Genomic DNA, 23419 nt, shown 5'->3' with positions numbered 1-23419 from the left:
TCGTGTCTGCCGGGCCCTGCTGTCTTCCTGGCTACGAGAGAAACCATAACCAGGCCACCGCCCAATGTCTACTCCAGCCAACATAGATTTCCGCATGGCTCGTGAGAAGGTAATCGAGCTCGAACAACCACGGCCGCTCCCCCGGCACCGCCGCGGCGCAACACAGGGAGCAGTGCGAGCCGCTCCGAGTTCGGGTCGGTACCCTCACCGGCCGTCGTACCCCGTGGACGCGAGCCGGGACGGGCTGCCGGGCGCCCGCTGCGCCGGACGCCGATCCGGCCCGGCACGATCTATGGCGACGTCACCGTCCGATCCCGACAGCGGAGAGAGAGTTCCGTGGCCAGCGAACCGAGCCCCCAGATGTCAGCTGAGCTCGCGAGGCGGGCGGGCCACTACGCCGCTGCTGTCGCCGAGTGCCTCCTGGAAGCGGGTCTGCCGGTGACCGGGATTCAGAGTTGCGGTCCCTGGCGCGACACGGACGGCGACTACCTCGACGTCGAGGCTGGCATCTCGTTCACGATCGAGAGTTCCACCGAACGTCTACGGTCCCGCTTTGGGAGGGAGGATGGAGGGATGGATGATGGCAATGGTGTCACCCCAGTGCTTGGCTCTGGGCTGGAGCTGCTGGACCCCTTTCTGTCCCAGATCATTCTGGAGACCGGAGCCTCCATCGGCCATGTCTACCTGCTGTCTCAGGACGAGAGCGTGCTCCATCTGGCGGTGATGAGCGGAGTTTCGCGAGAGATCGTCGTTCCTTGGGCGCGGGTGGGGCTGGATACCCCGCTCCCAGTGTCGGATGCCGTCCGTGAGCGGTGCCTGGTGTGGGTCGGCAGCCAGGAGGAGATGGCTCTCCGATACCCGAGGGCCGCGCTGGTGCTGCCGTACCCCTTCGCAGCGGTCGCCGCTCCGATCACCGGGGGCACGACCACGTGGGGCGGGCTGGTGCTGTTGTGGCCCGGTCCGCCGCGGCAGCTGGCATTGCCGGTGCGCGAGGCGGTGCAGGTCTGGTGCGACCGTCTCGGTTTTCTCCTGCAGCGGGAATCCGACCGTGGCCGGCCTGTGGTGCCCGGGCCCGAGCCGCGGACGGTGCCCTGGCCCCTGACTCGTTTCACCGCGCCAGCCGAGGGCCAGGCTGCAGCCGACTTCGCCGAAAGGCTGCCCGAGGGCTGTTGCGGGCTGGACTCGGCGGGGCACATCACCTACATCAGCTCCGCGACTGCCGAGCTTGTCGGGACCGACTGCTCCGGCATGCTGGGGGCCAGGCTCAGCGACGCACTGCCATGGTTGAACAACCCGCTCTTCGAGGACAGCTACCGGGCCGCGGTGGTCGGCGGTCAGCCCACATCATTCACCGTCCTGTGCCCACCGGACCGACGGCTGTGCTTCCACCTCTACCCGGACGTCTCCGGTGTCAGCATCCGCATCATGCCGGCCCCCGACAGCGAGGATCCAGGGCCACACGTATCTCCGCCCGCACGGCCGGGTCGGATCGTCGGCCTCTACCATCTGCTGCACTTGGCTGCCGCGCTCACCGAAGCCGTCGGCGTGCAGGACGTGGTCGACCAGGTCGCAGACCAGCTCCTGGACGCATTCAATGCCCAGGGCCTGGTCCTCTTTGTCACAGCGAACGACCGACTGCGGGTCATCGGGTACCGCGGCTACACCACTGAGATCATCAATCGCTTCGACGGCGCCGCCCTTTCGGGCCCACCCACTCCGTCCGGGCTGGCCCTGACCGGCGGCGTGCCCAGCTTCTTCTGTTCCGTGGCCGAAATGGAGCAGGCCTACCCTGACATTCGCCGGCTGACGAACAAATCCGCCTGGGCCTTCCTGCCTCTCATCGTCTCCGGCCGTCCTGTCGGCTGCTGGACGCTCTCCTATGATCAACCTCACCGCTTCACCCCGGAGGAGCGTGCCATCCTCACCTCGACCGCCGGGTTGCTTGCCCAGGCGCTGGACCGTGCCTGTCTCTACGACGACGAGCACCAGCTTGTCCACCGCTTGCAGACCGCCCTGCTGCCCCGAGCTCTTCCCCGCGTCTCCGGACTGGACGTGGCCGCCCGCTACCTGCCGTCCACCCGCGGCATCGATATCGGCGGCGACTTCTATGACCTCATCCGCCTCGGCCCCACCACCGTCGCCGCGACGATCGGCGACGTCCAAGGCCACAACGCAGACGCAGCCGCCCTCATGGGACAGGTCCGCACCGCCGTCCATGCCGCCGCCGGCGCACCCCCCGGCGACGTCCTCGCCTGCGTCAACCGCCTGCTCACCGACCTCGACCCCGGCCTGTTCACCAGCTGCCTCTACGCCCACCTCGACCTGGCACACCACCGCGTCCAGCTGGCCACTGCCGGCCACCCGGCACCCCTCCTGCGCCACCCCGACGGACAAACCGAGGTCCTGAACCTGTCACCAGGTCTCCTTCTCGGCATCGACCCCGTCTGCCACTACCCGGCCACCGAGGTCCCCTTGCCGCCTGGCTCCGTGCTCGCCCTGTACACCGATGGACTTGTCGAAACACCAGGCGCCGACATCGAAGAAACAACCGCCGAACTCGCCATCCAGCTATCCAGAACACAAAACGACACCATGGATGCCCTCGCCGACACCCTCGTTCGTCACGCCCAGCAGACCACGCCACAAAACGACGACATCGCACTGCTTCTCATCAACCCGCAGCGATAGCGACTCCGGCCCCCCTGAGCCCGGCGATCGTCGCCCCAGGCCGTACCCGGCGGAGGAACCGAGGATCAAAGCCACCGGTCCCTCGACGCCCGGGCCGGAGGCCGGGTAAGGAGCGGCCTCCCCCCTTATCGTCCACCATTTGCCGGCATCCTGCCGGGGGGAGTGGAAGAAGAGGAAGCAGCACCTACGCGGGCGGTCAATTACGCGTGAGCTCACGATTCAGGTCCTGGAGCAGGATGGACCATTGGGGTCGGAGCGGTACACCGGCAATAAGACTGCACCGCGCTGAACATGGCATCTGTGTGACGGCCGGCCTCAGGAGGTCTGGTCGTCGGGCGGGATTCCTCGAGCGCGGCCGCCCACTCCCGCTCGAAGGCCGGCACCAACCGCTCCGCACGCCGGTCGGCGCGCAACTGCACGAGGAGTTCGGCCGGCGCACCCATTCCCCGTTCGTCACGGCGTTCAAGGACACTGGAGGCGGCCTGGTACTGCTACAGGCGAGTGCTGGTGAAGCGGACGGCAGAGCCCCATCGCGCCTGCTGATCAGTCATGCACCAGGTGCAGTACCACGGGACGGTGCTCCCAACAGGTGCGTGACCGACAGGGACGTCCACGGCCGACACTCCGACTTCCGGAACCAAACGGGCCGGGACACGCCTCTGTTGAGTCAGGCCGCAGACGGACGCCGGGTCGGTGGCACACCCCCGGAGAGCCAGCCTCGGAAGGCGGCAGGAACCTCACGAGCCATCCGATCCGGCGTCCTACGGAGACGCTACGAGCGGCCAACTCGACCGCGCTCCGCTACAGCCATACAAGTCGGAACCTCAGGGGCACACCCCTAACACCCAGACCGCCGGAATGGACAGCCAGTGAAGAAGAGTCGTCACCGTCTCGCCGCGCCGGCATGGGGACGTAGCTGTCCAGGGACGGCTCCGGCCGTGCTCCTTGCCGTCGCAGGAACCGGGGGGTCTCACACGCTCCTTGCCGGCGCAGATCAGAGAAGAGGCCGCTTATCTTATGTAGGACGTTGTCCTGTGCAATGGATCAAGGAAGACAGAGCGAGAGACGACGGTGACCGGCCCAAGGATCTGGGACCAGCAATCAGGTGAAAAGGCAGAAGAGCGATCATTGCGGACAAGGGAAGTGCCGCCCACAGGGCGCCATCGATCTTTGTCGTGCTCCCCGACGGCCAGGAAGTCCGCGGACGGCTGCACGCCCGCCGGCAGGTAAAGGACGGCTGGCTCTACCAGGTAGGAATTCTGGTGTGGCAGGACGGCGCAAACGGCTCTGCCGAACCTGCCGAGCAGCAAGTCTGGGTGCTTCCCGCTCACGCCCGCCCAGTACCTGGTGTCTCCTACGAGCATGTCCCGACCCGCCGTCTGTCGGGCGACGCCGCGTCCCAGGAACGCCCGCCCGCATGGACCCTCCAGTACCTGCCCCACCGCCCCAAACACCCGGGCGCCACCCTCCTCCACGTCGTCGGCTGCACCCCCAGCGACCGGACACTCACCCGGGAGGAGGCCCTTGCCGCGCTCCGCCAACCCCGCGCAGCAGCCTGCATCGAATGCGACGCGGCCCGATCCCTCACCCCCGAACAGTGATGAACCGGCCAGAACCGTCAGACCCGGCAACAATGCGATGGCGTACTCTCGACCGCTGGCTCCAGCAGTGAGTGGAACCGCGTTCCCGCCGGAGAGCCGAGTCGGCGGATTCCAGGCGTGGGGCCCTGTGTCCACGAGGGAGCGTACGGTAGCTCGGCACTACGAACTCGCAGCAGGAATTACCATGCCGCCCTCTGAAGAACACTCCGCTTCCGTCGTCGTCCCTGCCGCGCCGCTGGTGCAGCGTCGGCCGCAGCAGTCAGCTGTCCGTCACGGTCAGGCATCCTGTGCCGACTACGGCTGCACCCGCGCCGAGTGCCGCCACGCGGCGCTGAGGGCGCGCCGACAGCGAAAGCAGGACCGTCTGCGTGGTCTGCCCGCCCGCGTCCCGCCGCATGCCGCTGCCCGGTGGGCTGTCCGTCTGCGTGAGCAGGGCATGTCCGCGCAGGACATCGCCGACCGAGCCGGCCTGTCCGTGACCCTGGTCCGCCGTGTGCTCCGCGTCCCGGAGCAAAGCGAGGTGGCCCGGGACATCGCTCGTACGACCGCCGACGCCGTACTCGGTATCCCGCTCCCCCCGCGTGGCGAACCCGGCGCCCCGGGCCTGACTGGCTCCGCTGAATCGTCTCGGCTGCTGGCCGACCTGGCGCGTGCCGGATGGCCTGCCGCCGCACTCGCCCTGCGACTGGGCGTCAACGCCCGCACGGTCGCCGAGGTCCGCGAGAAACGCCCCCGCCTCGGTCTCGATCTGGCGATGCGGATCCGCCGCCTGCACCGCGAACTGATCGGCATCGATCCCGTCAGCCAGGGCGTCCGCCCCGCTGACGCCGCCCGCGTCCGCTCCGCAGCTGCCCGACACACCGTCGAAGGCTGAGGAAGCAGCGGGGTTCGTGGGCGTCCGGGTGGGCTGTGAAGTGGCGCGGGGCGGGGTGGCATTGGTGTCGGATCTGGTGCTGTTGCTTGAGAACAGCGCCTGGCCCTCGCTGCTGGTGTCAGGGATGACGGGCCGGAAGTGGGTCGGGAGGCCGTCCAGGCGGTCGGGTCCGGCCGCGGCAGCCACGGCAGGAGCGGTCTCGGCCAGCCAGACGCCAAACCGCTTGGCGGCTTCGCGGTAGGGGACTTGCGCCAGGACACGGTGCTCCCCGGAAGGACAGAAGTCGACGGCCACAGTGAGCAGGCACGTGCCGGGCGCATTGTGACTGCCCGTCCAGGACACGCGCAGCGCACCACAGGGCTTGCGCCCACGGGAGCCGCGGGCATCGCGGTGGGTGGGGCGCTGTGACCGGCAGGCTACATAGGCGGTCCAGGCGGCGAGAGACGCCCTCAAGATGGCGGTGGCGGTCCGCGGCGGCCACGTGGACGGCGTGATCTTTCATGCGGACAGAGGCTCGCAGTACACCGCTGCCGCGTTCGCACAGGTCTGCGACGGTTTCGGGATCCGCAGGGAGCATGGGCCGGGTCGGCTCGAGTTACGACAACGCCCTCGCCGAGTCGTTCTGGCAGGGCTCAAGAGGGAGACGATGCACCAGAGGCTGTTCTCGACGATGCGTCAGACGAGGCTGGAAATCTTCCAGTGGCTGACCTACTACAACGCCCGCAGACGCCACAGTGCCCTCAACTACCTCTCACCGGCGGAGTTCGAACAGCAGCATCTGCGAGCAGCTAAACTCTCAATCACGGCATGAGCCCCTGTGTCCACACTCCGAGGGACGCCTCAGATCACGGCGTCCCCGCGGTGATCGACGGCACTTCCCCGGTAGCCGCCGGTTCAGGCGTCCGAGGCGGGCACGGTGTCGGGGCGCAGCCAGGGAGACGTGAAGTCCACGTGTTCGGCGCCCAGCCCGTGGGGCTCGTCGGTGTAGAACCGCAGCCGGACACCGTCGGGGTCGGGAACCACCAGGAGATAGCCGACCAGGGCGACGATGACCGGTGAGTGGGGCACGCCGAGCGCGTCGAGGTGACCGATCCAGCCGTCGAGTTCCGCCCGGCCCGTCACCGTGAAGGTCAGCGGGTCGAAGCCGGCCAGCCGTCCGGCGGTCGCCGGGTCGACACGCAGTTCCACGGGCACGTCCACACCCGGGACGTCGAGGATGACGGCGAACAACTCCCCGTCCTGGGTGACGTGGTCGAACTCCGCGAGGCGACGTGCGCCGAGGACGGAGCGGTACCAGGCCATGCTCCGCTCCAGATCGGACACGGGAATCTTGATGTGGTGTAGGCCCCACACCACGGGTCGGGTGGACATACGGAACACACTCCTCGGACATACACACCCCGCTGCCCGGGGCACCACCGAAGATACTCCTGAGACATGGAGCCGTTCGTGCACGGAAACTGCCCTCGCGCGCACGTGTGCGCCGCCGCGCCCACGTCGGGAGGGCGATCCGTGGCCCGGGGGTGTGCCCCGGTGGCATTCTTTGGGCATGGCAACTTCATTCCCCGAGATCGGTGATCGTCCTGACGATCTCGCCTCCGCCGCCGAAGTGCGGCTGGACGACGGTCAGCTCGCCCGGGCCGCCCAGTACGCAAGCTGCGAGGAGGTTCGGGCAGGAGACGTCCTCTACCGAGTCGAGGACGATTCGGTCGACCTCTTCCTGTGCGAAACAGCGACGCTGGAGGCGGTCATACCGTCCTCCGATGGCGGTGACGGGCACCTCTTCATGACGCACGGTCCCGGCCAGTTCGCGGGCGAACTCAACCTGCTCACCGGGCAGCGGCGCGGGCTGACCGTACGCGTCGCGACCGGTGGCACGATCCACCGTGTCGAACCGGCCGCCTTCCGCCGGCTGATGGCCCAGGAGACCGAGCTCTCCGACCTGCTCCTGCGCGCGATCCTCGCCCGGCGCCGGCTGCTGCGCCAGGCGACCGAGCAGACGCTGCGGATCGTCGGCGACGCGGGGTCGGCCGCGGGACTGGCCATGCGCACCTTCCTGGACCGCCAGGGTGTGCCGCACCGGTGGCTCGACAGCGGCTCCCCGCAGGGCGCGGACGCGATGCGGTCGTCCGGTCTCACCGAAGAGGACCTGCCCGCGGCACTGTCGTCGCGCGAGGCGACGCCACGTGTGACGCCGGGCGTGCTGAGCCAGCGGCTCAACCTCGCCTACCGCCGGACCGGACGCGGCTCGGCCGACCTCACCGTCGTGGGCGCCGGTCCGGCGGGGCTGGCGGCAGCGGTGTACGGCGCCTCGGAGGGTCTGGAGACGGTGCTGCTGGACGGGGTGGCCGTCGGCGGCCAGGCCGCCACGAGCGCACGTATCGAGAACTACCTCGGCTTCCCCTTCGGGCTCAGCGGAGGCGATCTGACCGCGCGTGCCGCCGTACAGGCACTGAAGTTCGGTGTGCACCTCGCCAGTCCGTGCGGTGTCGTCAGGCTGAGCACCGAGGGCCACCACCACGTCGTGACCCTGATGGACGGAACGCGCATCCAGACGCGGGCGGTGATCGTCGCCACCGGAGCGGAATACCGGGCGCTCCCCCTCGACGGCTGGACGGAGCTGACCGGGTGCGGCATCTATTACGCGGCCACTGACCTGGAGGCCCAGGCGGTAGCCGGCCGGCCGGTCGCGGTGGTCGGCGGCGCCAACTCCGCGGGACAAGCCGCTCTGCACCTGGCCAAGTACGCCTCCGAGGTCACACTGGTGGTACGGGGAACCGATCTCGGTGCTCGCATGTCCTCGTACCTCGTGGAACGCATTCTGAACGACCCGCGGATCACCGTGCTCACCGGCACCGAGGTGACGGCGCTGCACGGCAGGCCTCACCTGGAAGGTGTGTCCCTGACCAGCCGCGCCGAGGGCACCGAGGCTCAACATGTCGCCTGCGCGGGCCTGTTCTGTTTCATCGGAGCCCGGCCGGCGACGACATGGCTCGGCGGAGTGGCCCTGGACGCGGACGGGTTCGTGCCGACCGACCGGCAGTTGTCGCCGGAGGACCTCGGGCCACGCTGGAAGGAACTGGAGCGCGAGCCGCTGCCGTACGAGACCAGCGTGCCCGGCGTGTTCGCCGCCGGTGACGTGCGTCTGGCTTCGATGAAGCGGGTCGCCGCCGCAGTCGGTGACGGCGCCAGCGCCGTCCGTTCGGTCCACCAGTACCTCGCGACGGTCTGAGAGGTGAACGCTCATGAGCAGGCAACTGCGCGCTGACGACATCGTCCACATCGGCGACGACGTCCATCTGGTGTCGGGCAGCAACACCAATTGGGTGATCGTCAAGGACGGTGCCGACGCCATACTGGTGGACAGCGGATATCCGAACGACCACGACCTGCTGATGGCCTCCCTGGACGCGCTGGGTCTGAAGCCGGAATCCGTGCGCGCGATCCTGGTGACGCACGCCCACAACGACCACATCGGTGCCGCGGAGCGCCTGCGGCTCGCGTACGGCACACCGGTCCTGATGCACGAGGAGGAGGTCCCCCACGCGCGGCGGGAGTACCTGCACCAGGTCTCTGTCAGGCAGGTGCTGACGCATGCCTGGCGCCCGGGTGTGTTGCCGTGGGCCGTCCACGCCATCCGGGCCGGTGGCACCGCACATATAACGGTCACCGAGCCCGCGCCGTTTCCCGCACCGGGTCCGCTGGATCTGCCGGGCGCGCTGGTGCCGGTACACACACCGGGGCACACGGCAGGGCACTGCGCCTACCTGCTGGCCGGCAGCGGAATTCTGATCAGCGGTGACGCCCTGGTCACCGCCCATCCGACCTCCCGGATCAACGGCCCTCAGCTGCTTCCGGCCATGTTCGACACCGACCGGTCTGCGGCCCTGTGTTCCCTGGACATCCTGGAGGGGATCGACGCCGACGTCATCCTGCCCGGGCACGGGCCGGCGCACAGGGGAAGCGCCAAGCAGGCCGCCGCACGCGCTTGGGAGCACGCCGTACGGTGAAGCCGATCGGGGCCCCTGCTGAGGACGTCCCACTTCTCCCCCGCCGGCGGAAGCCCTCGGTCACCAAGAGAAGACCTCGGCCCCGAGGCGGTGCGCGGCCAGCCCGGTGCCATCAGCTCCTTCAAGGGCTACTGGCACCGGCAGGAGGAACTGACCCTGCCGGTCCTGGTCGCCAACGGCGCCCACGACGTCATGATCCACGCTTACGGCACCTACGCCATGTCGCAGAAGCTCCCCGACGCCAAGGTGATCCTCTACAGCGACGCCGGACACGGCTTCCTCTTCCAGCACCCCGACCACTTCGCCCACGAAGTGAACCGCTTCCTGGCCTCCTGAGCCCCGGGGTGAACGCCGCTCAGGTCGGCTACGAGGGGAGGTCCCCAGAGATGTGCAGAAGATCGGTCTCACAGATGAACTGGCGCTGCGGCAACGTAGTTGACGTCGCCGACTGCTCACGAAGGCTACATGTACACGGCCATCTTCCCAACGCAGCGAGAGGCCGGGCAGACAGGCTCCCCGGCCTCTCGGGCGCGTGCTACGCCTCGAAGACCTCGCGCAGCTTGGCCTCGTCCTGCTGGGAGAGGTTGCTGCGGATCAGCTGGGCGGTGCCGTGGGGGAACGCCTCGTGGACGCGGTCCACGATCGTGTCGGAGGCGAGCAGGAACAGAGCGGACGTGCCCTGCTTGACCTCACCCCGGACGCTCTCGATGAAGTCGTCGTCGATGCCGACGTCGGCCAGCGAGCCGCCCAGCGCACCGCTGAGAGCGTCTCCTGCGACGCCGAACAGCGGCACGAAGAAGATCAGGCCGAACAGCATGCCCCAGAAGGTGCCGGACAGCACGCCCGCGGCGGTGAGGTTGTACAGCTGATTGGTCCTGGAGTGCTTGCGACCCTCCGGCCAGGTGACGACCGCCGCGTCGTGGACCTGGATGAGCCCCTGCTTCTGCTGGGGCAGCAGGGTCTCCTCGACGCGGTCGGCGCCGTCGGGCGTGGAAAACTTCCAGACGGTGAGAGTGGCCACGAGGGCTCCCTTCGGGGGTTGGATCGCCGCAGATGACGACAGCGTGAGAGGTGTCGTGTGCGATCACATGGGAGAAGAAGCGGGCCGGTACGCGCCGGGGGCCGCGGCGGGGCACCGTGCCGTCGCGGTCTGTCGGCGCGACGCGGAAACAGATATATACGCGGCCGAGATCGGTGGACTGCATACCCAGGCGGGCGGAACAGATACGTGTTCACGGCCCGAACGACTGGAAGTGTGCGAGACAGAGTCCGAGGCGGGTGTTCCGCCGGCTCCGGGCCGGGTCAGCTCTGCAGCAGTTCGTCCGGTACGGCGGTACCGAGGAAGTCGAGGAGGGCGGCGACCTTCCGGTCGAGTTCGACACCGACCTCGGTCACCTCCGGGATGCCGAGCCCGGCGAAGTGAGTGCTGGGCTGGTCCACGCTGAACCAGGCCGCTCCGGCCTCGTCCTGCCAGATCACGGTCCGCAACGGCGCGTAGAGCATGGTCCGCGGATCGTGGCGGTACATGCGCTCGGAACTCGCGGTACGGAGGCCTCGTAGCTCTGCCGGAAGTCGGACACGGACGGCACGGCCACGTCCAGACGCCGCACGGGGAAAGTACTCATTTCGCCTCCTGGCGGGTGCGCGGTGCGATCGGGATCGACCATAACGTCGCGGCCTTTGACACACGACGCGCACGTATCCAACGGGCAGTCCGGTGACCCGTTACTGCCCCATCGGGCAAGGCCCCCACAAATGATCCATAAGTGCCCCTCATCCTGGGGCAGTCCATCACACGTCAACGATCGTCGTGCGGAGGGGACCCATATGTTTATGCGGAGGTTCATCCGGTCGACGTACCGGTCCGCCGTGCTCGCTCGTGCGACGGCGGACGCGGGCGCGATCTGTGCGGCCCTGCTGGCGGTTCCCGGCCTCGGGCATCACCGCTTCGATGTGGTGGTCGAGTGGAGCGACGGCACACTCGAATGGGTCGAGGGTGCCGCCGGTCCGGAGACAGCGGGAGAGCTGGCGGATGTGCGGGCCCTGCTCGCGTCGGCGCTGTCGGGCAGGGGGTCGGCTCCGCCGTTCAGCTTCGACAATCCCCTGCGGGGACCGTGAGTCGCCGCGCCGGCAGCTGTCTCACGCGGCCGCCGGGCACGCCCACCAGTCAGCTCGCCCTCGGCAAGGACCTCGGGCTGGACAAGACCACGCTCACAGCGGTGCTCGACCGCCTGGAGGGCGCCGGTCTTGTCGTCCGGCGCCCTTCCGCGAGCGACCGGCGCACACGTGTGTGTGAGGCGACCGAGAGCGGCCGGGACCTGGCGGACCGCGCAGCGAAGGACGTCTCGCTCACCGAGCAGGAACTACTGGTGGCCTTGAAGCCCGAGGAGCACCGGCTTCTGGTCACGCTGCTGCGTGAGCTGGCCTTTGGTCCCTTCGCCGACGCAGCGCCCGTCTCCGGATCCTGCATCTGACCTTCCGGCGGGATCACCTCCCGGCCGGTCACGGCGTCACATGTTAATCGTGTGGCCGGCCAGGCCGTGGACGGCCTCCTTGACCGACTCGCCGAGCGTCGGGTGCGCGTGCACGTTGCGTGCGAGCTCATGGACGGTCAAGTCCCACTGCTGAGCCAGCGTCAGCTCCGGTAGCAGCTCAGCCACTTCCCCGCCGATGAGATGCGCCCCCAGCAGCTCGTCGTACCTTCCATCACTGATGATTTTCACGAAGCCCGTCGGGTCACCCAGCCCCTGCGCCTTGCCGTTCGCTGTGAACGGGAACTTCGCCACCCGCACGTCGAAGCCGCGCTCGCGCGCCTGCGCCTCCGTCCACCCGAAGCTCGCGATCTGGGGCTTGCAGAACGTGGCACGCGGGATCATGACGTAGTCGAGTTCCATCGTCTCCGCCCCGCCGATGGTCTCCGCCGCCACGATGCCCATCGACTCGGCGGCATGCGCCAGCATCAGCTTGGCCGTGACATCGCCGATCGCGAAAATGTGGGGGACATTGGTACGCAGCCTGCCGTCCACGTCGATGGCGCCCCGCTCGGTGAGCCGTACCCCTGTGTTCTCCAGGCCGAGGCCGCGCACGTTCGGCTGGAAGCCGAGGGCCTGGAGCACCTTGGCGGCTTCCAGACCCTGCTGCTGCCCGCCGCGGGAGACCGTGACCCGTACTTTGTCAGCCTCCTCCGAGACGGCGTCCACCCGGGTGGAGGTCAGCACCTCGATGCCGAGCCGCCGGTACCACCGCGCCAGCTCCGCGGAGATCTCCTCGTCCTCCAGCGGGGCCGGCCGATCCGCGAACTCCACCATGGTCACGCGGACGCCGTAGTTGTGCAGCACGTACGCGAACTCGACGCCGATCGCGCCGGCACCCGCGATGATGACGCTGTCCGGCAGTTCCTCGGCGAGGATCTGCTCCTCGAAGGTCACCACCCGCTCGCTCAGCCGGGTGCCGGGCAGCAGCTTCGCGTTGGCGCCGGTGGCGATGATGCAGTGGTCGAAGGTCACCGTCTCCGCGCTGCCGTCGGCACTCGTCACCCTCAGAGTGTGGGCGTCGGTGAAGTGACCGCGACCGTCGTACTGCGTGATCTTGTTCTTCCGCATGAGGAAATTGACGCCCTTGGCCCGGCCGTCGGCGACCCGCCGGCTCCGCCGGAACGCCTCGCCGTAGTCGAACCGAACCTTGCCGTCGACCTCGATGCCGAAGGTCTTGGCCTCCCGCGTGAAGATGTGCGCGAGTTCGGCGTTGCGCAGGAGCGCCTTCGCCGGGATGCAGCCCACGTTCAGGCACACCCCGCCCCAGTAGCGTTCCTCCACGACCGCGGTGCGCAGCCCCAGTTGGGCCGACCGGACCGCGGCCGTGTATCCGCCCGGACCGGCCCCCAGGACGACGACGTCGTAGTGTCCGCCCATGGTCAGCTGGCCCTCCTGCTCGCTATGGCCGACGGCACGAACGTGACGGCGGAGGACGTCGTGTGTTCGCCGGGGCCAGTGGCGATGCCACTGCTGAGACGGGCGTGATGGTGGCTGCGCATGAAGGTGTTCCCGATCTTGACTACGTGCGATACAGATGGGTCGCGGGGCGAGCGCGGGCCTGGATCGCTCGCTGAGCGAGGGCCGTCAGCTGCCGAGGAAGGCGTTCACCTCTTCGGCGAACTGGGCCGGGTACTGGAAGAGGAATCCGTGACCGGCGTCCGGGTAGATGCTCAGCTTCGCGTTGGGCAGGTGTTCGGCCAGCAGGTAGGTGTTCTTGGTGGGGACCATCTCGTCGTTGTCGCCGTTGGCCGACAGAACCGGCTGCTGAATGGACTGCAGACGCTGCAGGCGCGAGTCGTCCCTCACACCCCACGCGGAGATGGCGGTCAGCTGTGCGTCACGGACGGCCAGGTCGGTCGGGGTGTCCCGCTCGGCGGTGCGCAGACCCAGGCGCTTGAGGAACTCCACGCCCTTGGCCTGGCTGGACGTGCTCTTCTCGAAGAAGAGGGTGAGCAGATTCCCGGCGGAGGGGGCGTCGTCGAAGGCGGCCTCACGAATGGCGCCCGCCGTGTACTGATGGATGTCCCGGCCGCCCCGGGGCGCCGTACCGGCCAGGACCAGTCGGCGTACCTGCCACGGGCGGAAGAGGGTGATCTCCTGGGCGATGAAACCGCCGAGGGAGAAGCCGAGCAGGTCGAAGCGGCGCAGCTCGATGGCGTCGAGGAAGGCGATCGCGTTGTGCGCCATCTCCTCGACGGTGTTCGGAGTGGTCCCGGTGGAACCGCCGACACCGGCGAGATCCACCAGGATGACCTCCCGCTCGGCGGCGAGGGCGTCGACGAGTTCGGGATCCCAGTTGTCGAGGTTGGCTCGGAAGTGCACCAGGCAGACCACCGGCAGATCGCTCGCGTTGGGGCGGCCGAAGCGGCGGTAGCGGTAGTTGACGCCGTCGGCGGCCTCGACATGGAGGTTGGGCGTCGTGATCTGGCTGTCGGTGGATTCGGTGGCCACGGTAAGCGCCTTTCAGTACTGATGAGCGGAACAGGGAGGCCATGCGGGAGCATGCGGGCCGCGCACCGACGTCCGGGCGGCCCTGTGCGTGCCTGCTGGTTGTCGGGGCTCCGCGTGCCGCCCCAGGGCATGCGGCCCTACGGTGCGCGGCCTTGCGGCGTAGCGGAGTAGGCGCCTGGACTAGTCGCGGGGACCGAGGCGCTCGCCCATGTTCAGTTCCAGGTCGTAGATGACCTCCGGGCTCGCCTTCGCCGACAGCTGCAGGCTCTGCTGGACGAAGTCCCGGGCGAGCAGCCCGGCGAATCGCTGGTGGGTGGCCGCCAGCTCGTCGGGGCTGTGCAGCGGGGCCTCCGCGTTGATGATCTCCTTGACCGCGCGCAGGGCGTCGGTGTCGAAGGAGTCGATCCGCCGCGCGAAACGGTCGACGACCGCGTCCAGTTCGGCGTCAGGGATGGCTCGGTTGACCCAGCCGTACAGTGCGGCCGTGTCGGCGTCGTAGTCCTCACCGGAGGTGATGATCTCCAGGGCCCGTGACCGCCCGGTGAGCTGCACCAGGCGCTGGATGCCACCGCAGCCGGGGATGATCCCCGTACCGATCTCCAGCTGGCTGAGCACAGCCTTCTCCTGGCTGGCGAACCGCACGTCGAGCGTGGTCAGGAACTCGTTGCCGATGCCACGCGCACGGCCTCGCAGAGAACCCACCGTGATGAAGCGGGCGTTGCCGAGACGGCCTATGATGTCGAACCAGGCTGGCATGCCCTCCCCGAACTCCGCGGCCCTGCCCAGGTTCAGGTGTGCCATGAAGAAGTCAGGAACGGCGCTGTCGAAGACGACCACCTTGACGTCGGGGTCCGTCTCCAGCTGGTCGACGATCTTCGCGAGGGCGGACTCCACCTCGGGCTCGTAGAGGTTGAGGGGAGGATTGTCGAAGGTGACCTTCCAGTACCCAGGGCTCTGCTGTTCGGCACGCACAGGGGCATGTGTGGAGGCGGTTGCCGTGTTCGACATGGAGAAATCCCGGTTCGTAGGGTGCACGCAAGAGGTGGCACACCGGCCCCGTCCCATAAGACCGGTCGACTGACCACGACACTACGGCCGTCGTCATGCCGTGACCGGTGCCGGAAGCCAACGGTGCCCGATAGGGCACACTTCACTCACACACGTGGCCGTGGACCAACGTGTGGTCTCCGGTGTTACCTCGATAGCCGCTCACGGAGGCCCGCCGGGGTGACACCGGCCGACGCGTCGGTCATTCTTCGGCCGCCGTCAGTCGTTCGACGGAAGCGGTCAGCCTTTCTCCGCGATTAACTATCCCCACATGCCTCTACCACGGCGCGGACCGCCGCATCCTCACCCGGTCGCTCTGCCCGTTCGCTCGACTGTCACAAGCCGAACCGACGTGCCGGCCACATCCACGACAGAGCGGATCTCGCGCTTGTCTGCCCCTGCGCCCGAAATAAGACCTCACCATGACACCTGATGCGCTGACAGCCCCTTCTGCCGGTACGGCCGGATCCGCGGACCACCGGATCCGCACCCGTTCGGGCCGGATGACCGTCACCCGGCGAGCCGAGGCGGCGGATCTCGCGGCGGTCAACGCCATGCACGGCCGTTGTTCCCCGCAGACGCTCTTCAGCCGCTACCAGACCGGGCGTTTCGCCCTGCGCGAGCACGAGTGGGCCCACCTGACCCGACGGGGTGTGGGATGGGTGACGAACCCCGTGAACCGTCCCGACGTGGTCGTCGCCACCACCCACCTGCTGCACGATGGCATCGACGGCCGCGGTGAGCTCGCCCTACTCGTGGAGGACGGCTGGCAGGACGTGGGCCTCGGTACAGCGTTGGCGCGCTGGGCGCTGTCACAGGGGCCGCAGTTCGGAGTCCGGCAAGCGATGGTCGTGACGACGTGTGACAACCGCCGTATGACGGCCATCTGCAACTCGCTCAGCGCACACGTCGAGCCGACGGAAGCCCTGGACGTCGCGAAGGACGGCGACAACGTCGTCCACTTCGTGTTGGTCGTGCCTTAGAAGGCCACGCCCCGCGTGTGCGCAGCTCATATGGCCGTGCCTCGAACCCGACGAGTCCGCCGGTGCAACCTCGGCCCATCCGGCCTGACGCGGCACACCCGATGCGTCACCTGCGTGTGCGCCACTGCCCACGCGCGGTGGCGCACACGCCAGGGCCGTCGCGGAGGTCACTGCGGCGGCGAGGTCCGTACTCCCTGCGCGCGGGTGATCAGGTACTGGAGCGGTGCTTCGGCGTACGGTCCGTCACCGGCAATCAGACGGGTCGCATGCCGACCGAGATCCTCGGCACTGAACCAGCCTGGGTTGTCCGCTCCGATGGCTGCCCGCGGGCGCGTGCGAATGGGACCGATGACGAGTTCGTAGATCTTCGGGCCCGAGCCGTCCAGCTCGGCCGTGAGGGAGCGCACGAGGGACTTCTTCGCCGCGTTGGTGGCTCCGACGAGCGCGGCGAACGGATAGGGGATCTCGGCGCTGAAGCCACTGAGATGCACCAGGGCTCCGTCCTTCTTCAGCAACGGGGTAAGGGTGCGCAGCGTGTGGAAGTGACTCGTCAGGTTGGCGGCGATCATCCGCTCCCACTCCTCCGACGACGTGTCCAGAATCCCCGTGCGTTCCGGGCTCCCCCAGTCGCCGATCGTGATCACGACGCCGTCCAGGGCCCCGAAGACCGCCAGCCGGTCCCGCACGCCCGAGCCGTCGGCGTCACCGACGTCCATCACCTCGGTCACCAGGGTGCCAGGACCGGTGTCCCCGACGTATGCGGCGAGGCGGGACAGCCGCTCCTCGTCGCGGCCCGCGGCCACCGCCCTCGCACCCTGACGGAGCAGGGCCCGTGTCACTCCTTCGCCGATCCCGCCGGTGGCCCCGGCCACCAGGACGGTGTGACCTGCCAACACCCGCTCCTCAGAGGTCTCACTCATCGGCCACGCTCTCCTCTCCGTGATGGACGTAACCGGGAAAAGGTTCGCCCGCGTTCGCGATTCACCGGCGTGGATTCACCCCGTGACAGGGCCGACAACGGCATGTGCGCGCTGGTGCTCAGCGGACGATGTCGGAGGCGGCCAGCGCGACACCCTGGGCGACGATGCCGCCCATGGACCAGCCCAGCACACGATGTCCGTCAGGCCGAGCGCGTGGATGAAGGCCAGGGAGCCCTCCACCATGTCCTCGATGGAGGCCGGCGAGTTGCCGGTGGACAGGTTGATACCCCGGTTGTCGAAGACGATGACGTCGCGTTCGGCGGCCAGCGGCTCCAGGAAGGCCGGGTCCCAATGGTCTACGGTGCCGCGAAACCGCATGTGCATCACCAGCGGCCGGCTGCCTACCCGGCCGAACCTGCGGTAGGCGAAACTCTCCCCCAGCGGGCCCTCGACGTAACGGGTCTCGGCCGCGTCGGCCCCATAAGCAGACATACAAGGACTCGCGTTTATGAAAGACGGCGCCCGTTCCAGGGTACCGGTCAGACTGCGGCGGGACGAAATACCTACGCCGCCGTCAGATGCCGATGACCACGCGGAACCGTGCCTCACCGCGCAGCATCCGGTCGTAGGCCGCCTGCACGTCGGTCAGCGACGCCTGCTCCACCATCGGCGCCACGTCATGCGCCTGGGCAAAGGCCAGGTTCTGCTCGTTCTCCGCCGAGGTTCCGGTGAGGGAGCCGGACACCTGCACCGCGTCGAAGATCAGTTGACGCGGCGCGACACGGACCGGCTCCGGCGACACCCCCACCAGGACCAGCCGGCCCCGGCGGGCAAGGCCACCCAGCAGCGGGCTCACGTCCCCGCCCGCCGCCGTGCCCAGCACCATCCGGGCACCCCCGAGTTTGGTCAGCTGCTCGGCGGCGTCCGTGGCCTTGCTGTCGAGGTAGTGGTGCGCGCCCAGTCCGAGGGCCAGTTCCTCCTTGTCGGCCCCGCGCGCGATCGCGACCACGCGCAGCGCCAGCGCACGCGCGTACTGCAGGGCCAGGTGCCCCAGGCCGCCGATGCCCTGCACGGCCACCAGGTCACCGGCCACCAGGCCGCCCGGCTGCCGCAGGTTGTCGACCAGGGCGTTGTACACGGTGAACCCGGCGCACAACAGCGGCGCCACCTGGGTGGCGCTCATCTCCTCCGGCACGGCCACCAGGCCGGTCTGCCGGGCGTACATGTACTCGGCGTAGCCACCGTCGACATGCACACCCGTGTACGGCTGGTCGGTGCAGCCGACGAAGTCACCCAGTCGGCATGCCGCGCACACTCCGCAGTGCCCGCCGAGGAAGCCCACACCCACCCGGTCGCCCACACTCCACCCCGTGACGCCTTCACCGAGAGCGTCGACGCGGCCGACGGCCTCATGTCCGGGAACCCGGCCGGTCTCCCCTTCGTCATGCGGATGCACGACGATCGAGTCACTGTGGCAGATGCCGCACGCCTCCACCCGGATACGCACCTGCCCCGGACCCGGCGGAACCAACTCCCTCTCAGTAAGACGAAGGCTCCCGTCCGGAGCGACCTCGACTGCGCGATACGTGGTCATGAGCAACTCCGTGAGGGAAGGCGAATGTGTGCCGGAAGCGCATAGTCCGTGTGTGTCCCACCGGCCATCGATCCCAGCATAGCGAGCGGTAGTGGAATCTTTGTGGCCACACTCCTGACCGCAGGCCGACAGTCGCGCGGAAGGGCAGCTCGTCGTAGGCAGAGGTGTGACTTGACTTTCCCAAGACGACCGGACACATTCATGGCGGAAGCGACCAGGCGCAGATCGCGAGGCCGTCTGGGGCAGAGAGCGCAGCCCAAGACGACGAAGAGAGGGGAGGAGATATGTCCCGTCGCACGTCGACGTGTCTCGCCCCACTACTCTCCGCTACTCCGGCCGCAGCCGGCCGAACCTCCTGGCGGCGATACGCCGCACAGTCGGCTGCAGCCGAGCACGGCCGTGACCCGCAGCGAAGTATGCAATCAGCATGGAGCGGCAGTGCAATCAAGAGCAGCGCCATCGCCGCCTGCGCCGCACCGGCTCACCGCGGCACCGGCGGAGTGCCCTTCGGCCTCAGGGACGCGGAGCACACCTCTCAGGTAGACAGCTTTGTCACGCTCACCGACAGCGGCCACACCGTGACCGCCATGAGGACGGCCAGTGTCGCGCCTGTCGTCGGAGCGGTAACCGGTGAAACGGGAGCAGGTCGCCGCAGGGGCGCGCGCTCCTGCGGCGCCTCACGGCACTGTCGTCGCCCGGCCGGCCGCAACCGCCGCGCAGTCCACTACTTCGCGGACGCGCCAGCCGTACCGCCACTTACCGCCGAGGAGCGGAGAACATGCCACAGATCAGTGTCCGGGAACGACTGGTCGACAACGCCGAGGACGTCTTCCGCCGCAAGGGGTTCAGTGGTGCGAGCATCCAGGACGTCACCGAGGCGGCAGGCGTGCCGAAGGGATCTTTCTACAACCACTTCCGCAGCAAGCAGGACCTCGCCGTGGTGATCGTCCTGCGCTACGCGCGTGCCACCGACTACTCGGTCCTGGAGGGCCAAGGCCCCGCTGTGGAACGCCTGAGGAGACACCTGACCGAACAGGTCGAGCGTATCCGCAGCTCCGGAATCGAGTTCGGATGTCTGCTCGGCACGTTCGCCAGTGATGGCGCCAATGCCGGCGAGAAAGTCCGTGAGGCGGTCCGTGAGGCCCTGGACAGCTGGACCGATGCGATGACCGCCACGATCGCGGACGGTCAGGCGTCCGGCGAGATCACCACTGCCTGGTCTGCCGCCGCCATGGCCGCCTTCCTGCTCGACCTCTTCGAAGGCGTCACGCTACGGGCCAGGACCGCGGCCGATCACGCGCACATGGCCGAGGAGATGAGCATCGCCCTCGAGGCTCTGCGCCCCTGACGGTCAAGAGGGCACCGGTGCGCTCCTCGGGCGGGGACCACCGGGTGACCGCCCCATCGCGCGGAACCAGCATCGCAGGACGAAACACGCCGTACCACAGGAGCACGGTAAGGCGACACGTTGAGTGAGAACGGGGGACGGACAGTGAGACGATCGCTCCACTCACCGGAAAAATGCCGCTATCGAGCCTTGATGGCGTTGAGGGCCAGGTTCAGGGAGCGCATTGCCGCGGCCGCGTCCTGTGTCGCCTTGCCGCGCATCCCCGCACCCTCGAAAGCATCGATCAGGAAAGCAGCGAGGTCACTCGCAGGCTCCTGTGACGTGATCTCACCCAACCGCTGCCCCTCCTCGATCACCGGGGTCAGTACGCCGACCCACGCGGCGATACTGCGGCGAACGACCGTCCCGACCTCGTAGCCGACCGTAGGTCCCTCACTCGCCATGGTCATCAGCAGGCATCCGTACTCGACGCCGGTGGAGTTGGTACGCGAGTCCTGGGCGGCGAAGTGTGCACGCAACCGCTCCGTCGCCGAGAGACCCTCGGCGCCGAGCATGCTCAGATCCGTCCCGCGGCTGTAGCGGCGGACGATCTCGGCGGCGAGTTCCTGCTTGCTCTTGAAGTGGTTGTAGAAGGAGCCCTTCGGTACACCCGCCGCATTGGTGATGTCCGCGACGCTGGCGCCATTGAAGCCCTGACGACGGAACACGGTCTCCGCGTGTTCGACCAGCTTTCCCCTGACACTCACCTGAGGCATACCATCAATATGGCCGGTCTGCTTGAGATTGTCAAAATTCCATGAACTGCAGATTTCCGTCCGGTCCGATGGGTACCGCCGCCGTGATCTTGAAGCGCACGCACGAGTCGCCTCATGCCGATTCGGCATGAGGCGATGACACATCCGTCTTGGACGGCTTGCTCCGCTCTCTGCTCGAATGCCACCCGAACCGAGCGGAAGCGAGGAGAGCGGTGACTTCCCTGCCCGGCAACATCACATCCCCCGTCCTGACGGACCCCGACACCCAGCAGGCGTTGCGGTTCCTCGGCGGTCTCGTACGAATGCGGGCGCGGGCCGCCGACACCGCGGGCTCCTACGCACTGCTGGACCACACCGGTGAACGCGGCTATATGTCGCCGCTTCACCTGCACGAGTCCGACGAGGAAACTTTTCTCATCCTGGACGGCACTCTGCGGGTGGAGGTCGGCGACGAGCTACGCAGCGTGGGGGCGGGCGGGCTCGCGCTGCTGCCACGCGGCCTGGCGCACGGCTTCGTCGTGACCTCCCCGACGGCGCGCTTTCTGACACTGCACACTCCGGGCGGAGGTTTCGACGCGTTCGTGGCGGACGTGGGTGTGCCGTTCGACGACACCGTGCCCGTGGAGGCCGGTCCGGGCCCCGACCCGGAGGAACTGGCCCGGCTCGCCGCCGCACACGGCATCCAGATCGTCGGGCCGCCGTTGCTGCCCTGACCCGGCTGCGCCGGGACTGCACAGCTGACGTTGACTTTTAAGATGACCAGTCATATTGTCAGTGGAGGTTAAACCGTCCTCCCCGCTGTACGTCACCACACCGCCAAGCCCCGGCCGCAGCGGTTACAGAGAGGAAGAACGCAGTGTTCGAACGCATCCTGGTGGCCATCGATCCCAGCGCCACCCGCAAGACGGCACTCCTGATGGCTGGCGAGTTGGCCCGCTTGGCAAACGCCACAGTTCACGTGCTTCACGTCGTGACGTCCATGGTCGCCGGCGACACCGTCGTGAAGCTGGAGGAAGAAAACCAGGGCGAGGCGATTGTGGAAGAGGCTCTGGCCACACTCCGCGGCCTTGGCGTGGAGGCAAAGGGGCACCTGGCTCACAGCCTGACGAACCTGGTGCCCTCCGTCATCTCCGCTGCGGCGGAGAACTTCAAGGCGGACCTGCTGGTCGTCACCCCCCACCACCGTGCTGCGGTCGCGGCCTTCTTCAACCCGCGGGTCAGTGACGCTGTCGCGCACACCAACGGAATCGCCGTTCTGCTGGCTCCCGAGGCGACGCTTCCCAGCCAGTAGCACCGAACGGTTCCCGTCTCTGCGTCGCAGCAGATGCCGGCCCCGCCGGGTCCGCCGTCGGTGGGCTCCGGCGGACCCGGCGGGGCCGGAGTCACCGACACAAAGGGCACCGGGCGCATGACTGACAAACTCGACCGAAGCAACGACACGCGGCAGCCGCTCTCGGAGTTGCGCACCAGCCTCCACTTCCTGTCGGCGCCGCCAGAAGACAGCACAATCGAATGTGCGTTCCAGTACGGCGCCGAAGATCCACTGGCTGTGCGCCTTGAGCTTCATGTGTCCGCGGACACCCCCGTCACCTGGGTGGTGGGGCGCGATGTCCTCAGCGCCGGCGTCGAGGGCCTCAGCGGAGACGGCGACTTCAAGGCCTGGCCCTCGCGCGCACAGTCCGCCACTCCCCTGCTGTACCTGAGGCTGGAGCGCCCGCAGGGAAAGGCGGCGACCTTCGCGGCCGACCTGACCGAGGTGCACCGGTGGCTGGAGCACACCTATGAGCTCGTGCCCGCCGGTGACGAGCACGCCATGCTGGACTGGGACACCCTGGCCAGGATCCCCCTTCCGCCCGCCTGACAAGGTGTGCCCGGTCCCCGGCCCCGGCACGTGTCACCCGTGGCAGTCGCATATCCTCCCTTCACTCGTCACATGTGGGCATTCCTGAGTACGATGCCCAGGTCATCCACATGCGAGGGAGTGAAGGCTGTGCCCACCAAGTCAGCCGCCGCCACGATTCGGTCGCGATACATGGAGCAGGCCGCGTCCGACCTACAGGACAACCACCGGCAGCAGAATGAACTGCAACGTCAGCTCGAGGCTCTGCGCCAGGAAGAGAAACTCCTCCTGGACATCCTCAACCTCGCGGAGCACTCCACCACGGTGCCGGAGCAGGCTCGGGCCACGGAGCCGGAGAAGGCGCCGAGCACAGACGCGAAGGGGAAGTCCCCGCGGCATCCGCGTGCGGTCAGGGCCGCCCGGCGTGAGTCATCGCGCAAGGACAAGGCGCCCCGGGGACGTGCCGCGCGGCGCCCCCTCCTCGGAGACCTTCTGCTGGACCTGCTCAAGAAGCACGACAAGCCGCGCCTGGCGCAGGAGCTGCGCGAAGAGCTGATCGAGGCACATCCCGACCGGGTCCCCACCCCCCAGGTCGTGCGCAACACTCTGGAGGGGCTCGTCGCGAAGGGCCTCGTCCAGCGCCACAAGCAGGACCGGTCGGTCATGTACACCCCCATCACATCGGGCGGTGCCGTTCCGGACGGACACTGACCCGGCCGCGCGGAAACCGGCAGAGCGGTCGAGGCACACCTTCGCCGTCGGCCGCCCGACCAC

General features: G+C 68.2%; 23 protein-coding genes and 2 pseudogenes. 15 read left to right on the top strand and 10 right to left on the bottom strand.

All coding sequences use genetic code 11. From position 1 onward, the window contains the following. Positions 1–573: 573 nt before the first annotated feature. The 4 genes and pseudogenes from OG199_RS45325 to OG199_RS45310 all read left to right on the top strand — a co-directional run. A complete protein-coding gene (locus OG199_RS45325) occupies positions 574–2688 on the top strand; it encodes a SpoIIE family protein phosphatase (RefSeq protein ID WP_405835047.1) in 2115 nt (704 codons plus the stop codon). A 1175-nt stretch (positions 2689–3863) separates the two neighbouring features. After that, positions 3864–4289, top strand: a complete 426-nt coding sequence (locus OG199_RS45320) for a DUF6233 domain-containing protein (protein ID WP_331728468.1) — start codon at positions 3864–3866, stop codon at positions 4287–4289. Positions 4290–4725: 436 nt separating this feature from the next. Next, complete coding sequence (locus OG199_RS45315; RefSeq protein WP_405835013.1) at positions 4726–5163, top strand: hypothetical protein; 438 nt, start codon at positions 4726–4728, stop codon at positions 5161–5163. A gap of 442 nt (positions 5164–5605) precedes the next feature. After that, a pseudogene (locus OG199_RS45310) lies at positions 5606–5974 on the top strand (transposase); the annotation flags it as partial. An 83-nt stretch (positions 5975–6057) separates the two neighbouring features. Here the strand turns inward: OG199_RS45310 and OG199_RS45305 are convergent. Then, entirely contained in the window at positions 6058–6534 is a 477-nt protein-coding gene (locus OG199_RS45305) for a VOC family protein (RefSeq protein WP_331728462.1), read from the bottom strand. A 178-nt stretch (positions 6535–6712) separates the two neighbouring features. Here OG199_RS45305 and OG199_RS45300 point away from each other — a divergent pair, with 178 nt between their 5' ends. The 3 genes and pseudogenes from OG199_RS45300 to OG199_RS45290 form a co-directional block, all read left to right on the top strand. Continuing rightward, the gene (locus tag OG199_RS45300; protein ID WP_331728459.1) at positions 6713–8395 is read left to right on the top strand and encodes an FAD-dependent oxidoreductase; all 1683 of its coding nucleotides are present in this window, start codon (positions 6713–6715) and stop codon (positions 8393–8395) included. Between the two features lie 13 nt (positions 8396–8408). Further along, positions 8409–9173: an MBL fold metallo-hydrolase gene (locus OG199_RS45295; RefSeq protein ID WP_331728456.1), complete on the top strand. Its 765-nt coding sequence runs from the start codon at positions 8409–8411 to the stop codon at positions 9171–9173. Between the two features lie 75 nt (positions 9174–9248). Further along, positions 9249–9509: pseudogene (locus tag OG199_RS45290) on the top strand (alpha/beta fold hydrolase); the annotation flags it as partial. A gap of 199 nt (positions 9510–9708) precedes the next feature. Here OG199_RS45290 and OG199_RS45285 read toward each other — a convergent pair. Together OG199_RS45285 and OG199_RS45280 are read right to left on the bottom strand one after the other, a co-directional pair. Continuing rightward, on the bottom strand, positions 9709–10194 hold the full coding sequence (locus OG199_RS45285; RefSeq protein WP_331728454.1) for a DUF1269 domain-containing protein: 486 nt from the start codon (positions 10192–10194) through the stop codon (positions 9709–9711). Between the two features lie 281 nt (positions 10195–10475). Further along, on the bottom strand, positions 10476–10676 hold the full coding sequence (locus OG199_RS45280) for a hypothetical protein (protein WP_405835010.1): 201 nt from the start codon (positions 10674–10676) through the stop codon (positions 10476–10478). 330 nt (positions 10677–11006) lie between these two features. Here OG199_RS45280 and OG199_RS45275 point away from each other — a divergent pair, with 330 nt between their 5' ends. After that, positions 11007–11291, top strand: a complete 285-nt coding sequence (locus OG199_RS45275) for a hypothetical protein (RefSeq protein ID WP_405835009.1) — start codon at positions 11007–11009, stop codon at positions 11289–11291. After that, positions 11288–11647, top strand: coding sequence for a MarR family transcriptional regulator (locus OG199_RS45270; RefSeq protein WP_331728447.1), 360 nt, complete (start codon positions 11288–11290; stop codon positions 11645–11647). Before OG199_RS45275 ends, OG199_RS45270 begins: the two co-directional genes overlap by 4 nt. A 36-nt stretch (positions 11648–11683) precedes the next feature. Here the strand turns inward: OG199_RS45270 and lpdA are convergent, their stop codons facing one another. The 3 genes from lpdA to OG199_RS45255 all read right to left on the bottom strand — a co-directional run bounded on the left by lpdA (position 11684) and on the right by OG199_RS45255 (position 15166). Next, entirely contained in the window at positions 11684–13084 is a 1401-nt protein-coding gene (gene lpdA, locus OG199_RS45265) for a dihydrolipoyl dehydrogenase (RefSeq protein WP_331728445.1), read from the bottom strand. A gap of 207 nt (positions 13085–13291) precedes the next feature. Continuing rightward, complete coding sequence (locus OG199_RS45260; protein WP_331728441.1) at positions 13292–14158, bottom strand: alpha/beta hydrolase; 867 nt, start codon at positions 14156–14158, stop codon at positions 13292–13294. Positions 14159–14338: 180 nt separating this feature from the next. Beyond that, positions 14339–15166, bottom strand: a complete 828-nt coding sequence (locus OG199_RS45255; protein ID WP_331728438.1) for an enoyl-CoA hydratase/isomerase family protein — start codon at positions 15164–15166, stop codon at positions 14339–14341. Between the two features lie 461 nt (positions 15167–15627). On the opposite strand from OG199_RS45255, the gene OG199_RS45250 reads away from it, so the two are divergent. Next, positions 15628–16188: a GCN5 family acetyltransferase gene (locus OG199_RS45250; RefSeq protein ID WP_331728436.1), complete on the top strand. Its 561-nt coding sequence runs from the start codon at positions 15628–15630 to the stop codon at positions 16186–16188. A gap of 167 nt (positions 16189–16355) precedes the next feature. Here OG199_RS45250 and OG199_RS45245 read toward each other — a convergent pair whose 3' ends face one another. The 3 genes from OG199_RS45245 to OG199_RS45235 form a co-directional block, all read right to left on the bottom strand. Continuing rightward, on the bottom strand, positions 16356–17108 hold the full coding sequence (locus OG199_RS45245; protein ID WP_331728434.1) for an SDR family oxidoreductase: 753 nt from the start codon (positions 17106–17108) through the stop codon (positions 16356–16358). A 75-nt stretch (positions 17109–17183) separates the two neighbouring features. After that, entirely contained in the window at positions 17184–17600 is a 417-nt protein-coding gene (locus OG199_RS45240) for an alpha/beta hydrolase (RefSeq protein ID WP_331728431.1), read from the bottom strand. 82 nt (positions 17601–17682) lie between these two features. Further along, on the bottom strand, positions 17683–18702 hold the full coding sequence (locus tag OG199_RS45235; protein WP_331728429.1) for an alcohol dehydrogenase catalytic domain-containing protein: 1020 nt from the start codon (positions 18700–18702) through the stop codon (positions 17683–17685). Positions 18703–19480: 778 nt separating this feature from the next. Between OG199_RS45235 and OG199_RS45230 the strand changes: the two genes are divergently transcribed. Then, positions 19481–20050 (top strand): TetR/AcrR family transcriptional regulator, encoded by a 570-nt coding sequence (locus OG199_RS45230; protein WP_266944407.1) that lies wholly within the window; start codon positions 19481–19483, stop codon positions 20048–20050. A 179-nt stretch (positions 20051–20229) separates the two neighbouring features. On the opposite strand, the gene OG199_RS45225 is transcribed toward OG199_RS45230, so the two are convergent. Continuing rightward, complete coding sequence (locus OG199_RS45225) at positions 20230–20805, bottom strand: TetR/AcrR family transcriptional regulator (RefSeq protein ID WP_331728423.1); 576 nt, start codon at positions 20803–20805, stop codon at positions 20230–20232. Between the two features lie 212 nt (positions 20806–21017). On the opposite strand from OG199_RS45225, the gene OG199_RS45220 reads away from it, so the two are divergent. From OG199_RS45220 to OG199_RS45205, 4 genes are all read left to right on the top strand, one after another. Beyond that, positions 21018–21518 (top strand): cupin domain-containing protein, encoded by a 501-nt coding sequence (locus OG199_RS45220; protein ID WP_331728421.1) that lies wholly within the window; start codon positions 21018–21020, stop codon positions 21516–21518. A gap of 143 nt (positions 21519–21661) precedes the next feature. After that, entirely contained in the window at positions 21662–22096 is a 435-nt protein-coding gene (locus OG199_RS45215; RefSeq protein WP_331728418.1) for a universal stress protein, read from the top strand. A 117-nt stretch (positions 22097–22213) separates the two neighbouring features. Then, positions 22214–22666 carry an SsgA family sporulation/cell division regulator gene (locus OG199_RS45210; RefSeq protein ID WP_331728416.1) on the top strand — a complete coding sequence of 151 codons (453 nt, stop codon included), beginning with the start codon at positions 22214–22216 and terminating at the stop codon, positions 22664–22666. A gap of 129 nt (positions 22667–22795) precedes the next feature. After that, the gene (locus OG199_RS45205) at positions 22796–23356 is read left to right on the top strand and encodes a BlaI/MecI/CopY family transcriptional regulator (protein ID WP_331728413.1); all 561 of its coding nucleotides are present in this window, start codon (positions 22796–22798) and stop codon (positions 23354–23356) included. The last annotated feature ends 63 nt before the right edge of the window (positions 23357–23419 follow it).

It is taken from the genome of Streptomyces sp. NBC_01176 (genome assembly GCF_045039825.1).
Classification (GTDB): Bacteria; Actinomycetota; Actinomycetes; order Streptomycetales; family Streptomycetaceae; genus Streptomyces.
Note: the sequence above shows the minus strand (reverse complement) of the source record. Positions and strands in the feature narration are given on the sequence as shown.